Below are 1,256 nucleotides of genomic sequence, written 5' to 3' on the forward strand. Positions count from 1 at the left end.
TATGGAGCTGTTCCGCGCTTTCTCATCCATGAATAGTGGCAAAGGCATGCTCAAAAAAAAGGACGTGGAAGAGGTGCTGAACTGGTCGGAATGGAAAGACAGGGATGGCGAGTTCAATATGGAGCTGTTCCGCGCTTTATCGTCCATGAATCACAGCAAAGGCATTCCCAAACATGAGGAACATAAAAAATTAAAAGCGATGCTGGACTGGCCGGAATGGAGAGACGAGGATGGCGAATTCAATATGGAGTTATTTCGCTCTTTCTCGTCGATGTTCACCAAAAGATTTGTGCCCAAACACAAGAAAGTCAAAATGGTGCTGGGCTGGCAGGTATGGAAAGACAAGAATGGCGAGTTCAGCATGGAGCTGTTCCGCGCCTTCTCGTCCATGAATCATGCCAGAGGCTTGCCTGAAAATGAGGAGGAAGTGAAAGAGATTCTGGGCTGGCAGATGTGGAAAGATAAGTATGGCGAGTTCAGCATGGAGCGATTCCGCACCTTCACAGCCATGAATGCTGGCAAAGGCCCGCCCAAATATGAGGACGTGAAAGCGATGCTGAACTGGCCGGAATGGAAAGAAAAGGATGGCAGGTTCGGTATGGAGCGGCTCCGCGCATTTTCTTCCATGAATCTTGGCCGGGGCATGCCCACATATGAGCGAGTGAAAAAAGTGCTTGGCTGGCCGGAGTGGAAAGACCAGGATGGCGAGTTCAGTATGGAGCGGTTCCGTGCCTTCTCGTCCATAAATAATGGCCAGGGCATGCCCAAACATGAACCAGTGAAAAAAATGATGAACTGGATAAGCTTCGGGGGGGTGCCCAACCATCTGTTATTGCAAATTATGGCCAGGCTCTGGGCATCAGAAGGGCTACCTGCTATTGAAGAGCTGAAACACCTGGAAACACAACTGAAACAGTGGCTGTTGACAGAATCTAATGAAGAAAATAGCCACTTGAATAATGAAGAGGATGACAAATTCAATCGCCAGCTAAAAACAGTTTCCCTTTATCTTTCCACCCCTAACCCAGACTGGGTAATCAGCTGGGCGCTTTTAAAACAATTTCACCACGTTGAAAAGACTAAACCCGCTCTGATGCTGGAATCATTGATAACGCTTCTGTCTTCTTATGGAGGGAAAGGCGTCAAACGCTACCTTGAGGTTAGTCAACAGAACCGGGATTTTTTCTGGCGTCATTCGGGCAAAGCCGTGCCTTTGAACGTGTTAAGTAAGGCAATAGCTCTGTTTTCTGCCAATG

At 48.0% G+C, this 1,256-nt stretch carries 1 protein-coding gene; it reads left to right on the forward strand.

Annotation, left to right across the window (positions count from 1 at the left end; translation table 11 throughout):
- A partial coding sequence (locus KDK19_RS06550) for a hypothetical protein (RefSeq protein WP_257291595.1) occupies positions 1-1,256 on the forward strand: 1,256 nt, incomplete at both ends.

This window comes from Endozoicomonas sp. ONNA1 (assembly GCF_024606325.1).
Taxonomy (GTDB): Bacteria; Pseudomonadota; Gammaproteobacteria; order Pseudomonadales; family Endozoicomonadaceae; genus Endozoicomonas_A.